We start from the raw sequence: 5,690 nt of genomic DNA, 5'->3' as shown, positions 1-5,690 counted from the left end.
ACCAAACCCTGAACGATCTTACATTACATGGCGGAGCACCCGTTATCGTTGGAGATAAGTGGGCAGCAACACAATGGATGAGGAGAAAGAAAGTTTAATAGGAATATGGGAACGGTTCTCGCGTTTCATTCTGAAACACGAGAACCGTCCCCATGTATTACAAAAAAAGTTTATATGAGAGTTTTGGTCATTATAAAGTCTGTTTGTTCTTCGTCCCCCATATAGAAAGAGTGGCCCCCAGTTTGAACAAATCCCATATTCTTATAAAAAGAAATGGCATTTTCATTCTTTTCCCATACACCTAACCAGATTTTCCTTTTATTCTCCTTCACTGCTATTTCGATTGCTTTATTGATGAGATATTTGCCGAGCCCGTGTTTTTGGTATTTGCTTCTTATATAAATCCTTTCGATTTCAAGGGATTCATCACCCATTTTTTCAGATTGAGCATCCTTGGTGTTGACCTTTAAATATCCAGCGATTTCATTATTAAAATAAACAAAATAGAATTGCGAAGAAATAGTGGATAATTCTTTTTCCAATTGATTTAAGTTAAATGCCTTTTCCAAATAAGCATTCATATTTTCAGGTGAATTCTCATGCTGAAAGGTCTCATTAAATGTTTCATAACTAATTTCTTGAAGTTTGCATGAATCTTCAAGGGTACACTTTTTTATATTTATAGTCATTTAAATTTGCCGCTCCTTTATAAAATCAATAATTTCTCTTGTTTCCTTTTTTAACTAATTGCCAATCCTTTTCAACGTTTTTTCTTACTCTGAGAAGAAAATTGAATATGGTTTCTGCTTCTTTTTCGGAAAACCCCTCTAATGCAACGTTATTGGAATAATCATGCTCTTTCTTTATAAAAGGATAAACATTTTCCCCTTTCTCTGTTGGAAAAAGCTTTTTAATTTTTTTGTTTTGATAATCTACTTTCTTTTCGACAAATCCATTTATTTCAAGTTTTTTTATAGCACGAGCTGCGGTTGTTCGATCTACTTTTATCATCTCGGCTAACTTTTCTTGAATGATTCCTGGGTTTTCACATATTCGCACAAGGTACAAATACTGCCCTTTTGTAAGGTCATATTCTTTAAATTCTATATTACTGATAGAATCCAATGCCCTTGCAATCATGCCAATTTCTCGTAGAATTTCCTTCATAGTTAACTCCTTCGTATATATTTTTGTTGCAAATGCAATAAAAATTAATTTGTATATAATTTACCTTGTATTTGTTGTATTTGCAACAAAACGGAATAGGTTTTAGGCTGACTTCTAATGGGAAGACAAGATAGATAGTTGAACCTATAGGAGGAATGCAAGATGAGCAAGACGATTTTCATCACAGGGGCTGGGAGTGGACTTGGCAGGGGTGCGGCTATTGGTCTTGCTAGGAATGGCCACCGAGTCATCGCGACGACGGAGCAGACTTCCCAGAAAACGGATCTGCTCCGGGAGGCAGAGGACCTGGGATTGGATATGGAAGTATTCAAGCTTGATATTACGAACGAGCTGGACCGAGATCAGATTGAAAAGTACGATTTCGATGTGTTTGTGGCTAATGCGGCAATCAATGAAGGCGGACCGCTGGCGGAAGTGCCGATGGACCGCGTCCGTGCGCTATTCGAAGTTAACGTATTCGCGACGCTGGAAACCGTGCAAATGGCTGCGCGAAAGCTTGTGGAAAAAGGCAGCGGAAAGATTATCTTCATGAGTTCAATGGCAGGGATCTCGGCAACGCCATATGTCGGTCCATATACAGCAACCAAGCATGCCATCGAAGGAATCGCCCAAACGATGAAGTCAGAGCTTGAGGGGTTTGGGGTTCAAGTGGCAACCATCAATCCTGGTGCGTATAATACAGGCTTCAACGACCGAGCCGCCGAAGAAAAATGGAAATGGTTCGACGAGTTCAAGCATTTTACCCGCAAAGAAGATATGAAAAAACAGGAAGAGGGACTTGAAAATCAGTTTGATCCAGAAGGTATGATTGAAAAAATGATTGAAATCATCCCAGCAGATCATAATAAATTCCGTACCGTTTACCCGGAGGAAACTGAAAAACAGCTTAAGAAAACGGAGAAGGAACGTTGGGGAATGGAGATTTGATCCCAAAGGGTATTGCATAAACTATACGCAAAAATGCGATTATTCTTTATCTAAAGGGTCCGTTGATGACATAATTTAAGTAAACTGGCATACGTCAATTCGTATGCTAGTTCTAGTGTCGATTTAACATTTTGGTCCTCACGAACGGAACGGAATAATCAAACTGAAATTGGTCTATTACTGAATTAAGTGAGTTAATATCTAAATGAAAACCAATATAACAAATCAATGAATTTGAATAAGCGCTGCTCTCATGTATATTAAGGCTAGAGAACAATTAGGGAGGATGATTACTATTCAAAAGCAAATACAGCTTAAAAAGAGGCCAACTGGAGTTCCTACATATGACCATTTTGAATTTGTGGAAGTACCTATAGAGAAACCGGCAAAAGGAGAAATACTTTTGCAGACTCTTTATATTTCGGTCGATCCTTATTTACGAGGGCGCATGAATGACACCAAATCCTATATCCCCCCATTCAACTTGAACGAGGCGATTTCAAGTGGCGTTATTGGGAAAGTAGTTGAATCTAAATCAGACCTTTTTGGAGTTGGCGATTTCGTAATAGGTTCATTAGGCTGGCAGGAATTCTCCATCGCAAAAGATAATACTGTGCGCAAAATTGACCCGAATCTGGCACCAGTATCGGCATATTTAAGTGTATTAGGCATGACTGGTCTTACAGCATACTTTGGCTTATTGGATATCGGTAAGCCGAAAGCAGGTGAAACAGTTGTTGTATCCGGTGCCGCAGGAGCTGTCGGTTCCATTGTGGGTCAAATCGCAAAAATCAAAGGTGCAAGGGTCGTTGGTATTGCTGGTTCCGATGAGAAGGTTCGTTATCTTCTAAATGACCTTGGATTTGATGCAGCAATTAACTACAATACACAGGATGTAGGCCCAGCCCTAAAAGAGGCATGTCCTGATGGAATCGATGTCTATTTTGAGAACGTAGGCGGAGAGATTTCCGATGCGATTTTCCCTCTCTTGAACAATTTCGCAAGGATTCCTGTCTGCGGAGCAATCTCAGCGTATAACCAGTCAGAGCCAGATGTAGGGCCACGGGTTCAGGGTTACTTAATCAAGACAAGTTCTTTGATGCAAGGATTCACGATCGGAAACTACTCCTCCCGCTTTGGCGAAGGTGCCAAAGAATTGGCCGGCTGGCTTTTAGAAGGGAAATTGAAGTATGAAGAAACGGTTACAGAAGGCTTTGAGAATACAATTGACGCATTTTTGGATTTGTTCAAAGGCGCGAATCTCGGAAAAGCGATCGTGAAAGTTGCAGATACTGACAAATAATAAGCAAAGCCGTTCCGGATTTATTTCCGTAACGGCTTTTCGTTTGTTAACCAGAAAATCCCACTGCCTTATTCTCTTACACCGAAATTGCCTTTTTTAATTTAACATTAATGCTTATTTAGTGAAAGATGGGCTACGGCAAGAATTTTCGAAACACTTGACGAACTATATCAATAATGTAAAAAGGAGCATAATCAATACGCTCCTTTTTTAGTGTCATTTTAGTTGCTAATTATATTGCCAATTAACAACTGAAGAGCCACTTTTAATATTGTTATTTATTGTTTTGTACTTCTGATCCGAACACGTTACCCCAGGATAGCCCTGTTCTATGAGTCCTAATCAGTTCCAAAAACAATTGAGGCTACAGGAAGCACGTCGTCTGTTATTATCAGAGTCAACAGATGCCACTGAAGCTGCATTCCGAGTAGGCTACGAAAGTCCATCTCAATTCAGCCGGGAATATTCCCGCATGTTTGGTTTACCGCTTAAAGAGGATATAAAACGACTGAAAGAAACCTATGACCAAAAAATAAGCCAATATAAATGTAAAAAACACTGGAAGAGTTCTCTGGCTGCAACCTGTAAGTCCCGTAACTTCAAAAAAAAGAGCGTCAATCCTTCTTGGATCAACTCCCCGATGTGAAGCTAATTTTAACATCTTACATATTTGCGTTTGAAACCAATTCTCCCTCTGTCAATTTCTTTTTGAATACTTTCGTAAGCGTTTAGGAAACTGCTTTTTTTCTCGTCCCGTTTGACTTCTACTATACCTACTTCCTTTGCGGTCTCGACTGCCTTTTCATGTAGGGGTACATATGAAATCCCCACGGTGTATAGAAAATTATTCATAGCGGATTTCGCTCGTTCTGGCGAATCATGAATCGAATTTTTCACAAGATCAAGCATATTCAAAATCTTACTTTCGGAAAATTCGTTGTCTTTGCGATTTCCTAAAAGCCAGCAATAGCAACTCCAGCCCGCTGACATTCTCAGCTCGTCACCGCTGGCAATCCATTTATCAGCAACGTCTTGTGCAATGTTTGATTCTGATAAAGTTACTGCCACCACATAATCGGACAGCATATAAAAATACGCTCCATCCATCCAACGATCAAAATCCGACTCAGTCATTGCTTTTGGGTCTGCAATAATGCCTGCAAAGTACATGGCATCGTAGTTACCTGTGGCATAAAGCTCTTCAGCTAAGCCTTGATTTATTTTTATTTTCTTTGCGATTGGTTTCATAGCTCCTGTAGCCACGCCAAAAAGCGGCTCGTGCGCACCATTGGATATGTACATTTTTTTAGAACGTTCCTTACCCAAGGCTTCAAGCTCCTGCATAACTGTTTCGAAATCCATCGTTTTGTACTTCCTTCCTTAAAATTAATACCCATTTAGTTGTAAGAAACTAGTTTATATTCTTTTTCAAGTCTTCTGAATTGGTAGCACAATAAGAAAGGGAGTTGCCACAGTAACTTCCTGTGCTAAACAAACACTATTGGCGAAAAACCCTCATAATTTTCACACGAAATCTAAAACTTTTTCATTACTTTTTCGATTATTTTTCCAGCAGTCTTTCCAGCATTCTTTGTTAGTTTCTTCTTCACTTGCTTCTTAATCTCCTTTTTTATCATGCTCTTTAATCCCATCTTTTTCCCTCTTCCTCGTATTTAATATGAATGATAAGTAACTGTACGATTCTTTAAGTAAAAAGTTTCATCTCTGCTTTGATAAAATCAAACCCAACCGTTATTGACCAGTTTGGATAATAAGAAGTTAATGCCAACTGGCACTCAGACTTGGAATGATAGAAAACTTATTGGATATGACATTAAGAAAGGAGAAAAAGATAATGGATTTTCTTTAACTTGGGAAGGGGATCAACCATCGCTGCTTAACCATTTACATATACAAGCATTAGGTGAAGAAAAAGCTAATGATACAATCAACCTAATTATGGAGTAGTCGAGTTACTTATTGGGTAACCCCAAATAAAATAACAATCCAATTAAGGTGCTAATTGGACTGTTCAATGGTGTGCTTAGGAATTTTCCTGTATTCGAAAATCGAATCCGTTAATCCTAATCCGGCGAGTTTTCCCTTTAGTAAATACTGTTTGCTGATTACCTATTCTCCATCATCTTCCGATCAAGATGCTGTTGGATCATTTTCCAGGCGGCTTCATGCTGATTTTTAGATTCTTCATCTGGAAAGCCCTTATGGCTAAGTTTTAAAAGTGTGCCGGTTTGGCGAGGTTCCAGCTCAATAG

General features: G+C 39.0%; 5 protein-coding genes and 2 pseudogenes. 4 read left to right on the top strand and 3 right to left on the bottom strand.

Annotation, left to right across the window (positions count from 1 at the left end; genetic code table 11):
* A pseudogene (locus WB217_RS12570) lies at positions 1-98 on the top strand (2OG-Fe(II) oxygenase); the annotation flags it as partial.
* A 72-nt stretch (positions 99-170) separates the two neighbouring features.
* Here WB217_RS12570 and WB217_RS12565 read toward each other — a convergent pair.
* Both WB217_RS12565 and WB217_RS12560 read right to left on the bottom strand, forming a co-directional pair.
* Positions 171-689 carry a GNAT family N-acetyltransferase gene (locus WB217_RS12565; protein WP_423993560.1) on the bottom strand — a complete coding sequence of 173 codons (519 nt, stop codon included), beginning with the start codon at positions 687-689 and terminating at the stop codon, positions 171-173.
* Between the two features lie 25 nt (positions 690-714).
* Positions 715-1,167, bottom strand: a complete 453-nt coding sequence (locus WB217_RS12560; RefSeq protein ID WP_423993559.1) for a MarR family winged helix-turn-helix transcriptional regulator — start codon at positions 1,165-1,167, stop codon at positions 715-717.
* Between the two features lie 162 nt (positions 1,168-1,329).
* Between WB217_RS12560 and WB217_RS12555 the strand changes: the two genes are divergently transcribed.
* The 3 genes and pseudogenes from WB217_RS12555 to WB217_RS12545 form a co-directional block, all read left to right on the top strand.
* The gene (locus tag WB217_RS12555; protein WP_423993558.1) at positions 1,330-2,115 is read left to right on the top strand and encodes an SDR family oxidoreductase; all 786 of its coding nucleotides are present in this window, start codon (positions 1,330-1,332) and stop codon (positions 2,113-2,115) included.
* A gap of 286 nt (positions 2,116-2,401) precedes the next feature.
* Positions 2,402-3,418 (top strand): NADP-dependent oxidoreductase, encoded by a 1,017-nt coding sequence (locus WB217_RS12550; protein WP_423993557.1) that lies wholly within the window; start codon positions 2,402-2,404, stop codon positions 3,416-3,418.
* A gap of 328 nt (positions 3,419-3,746) precedes the next feature.
* Positions 3,747-3,944: pseudogene (locus WB217_RS12545) on the top strand (helix-turn-helix domain-containing protein); the annotation flags it as partial.
* A 128-nt stretch (positions 3,945-4,072) separates the two neighbouring features.
* On the opposite strand, the gene WB217_RS12540 reads toward WB217_RS12545, so the two are convergent.
* The gene (locus WB217_RS12540) at positions 4,073-4,780 is read right to left on the bottom strand and encodes a DNA alkylation repair protein (protein ID WP_423993556.1); all 708 of its coding nucleotides are present in this window, start codon (positions 4,778-4,780) and stop codon (positions 4,073-4,075) included.
* Between the last annotated feature and the right edge of the window lie 910 nt (positions 4,781-5,690).

This window comes from Mesobacillus sp., from assembly GCF_049588175.1.
Classification (GTDB): domain Bacteria; phylum Bacillota; class Bacilli; order Bacillales; family Cytobacillaceae; genus Mesobacillus.
Note: the sequence above shows the minus strand (reverse complement) of the source record. Positions and strands in the feature narration are given on the sequence as shown.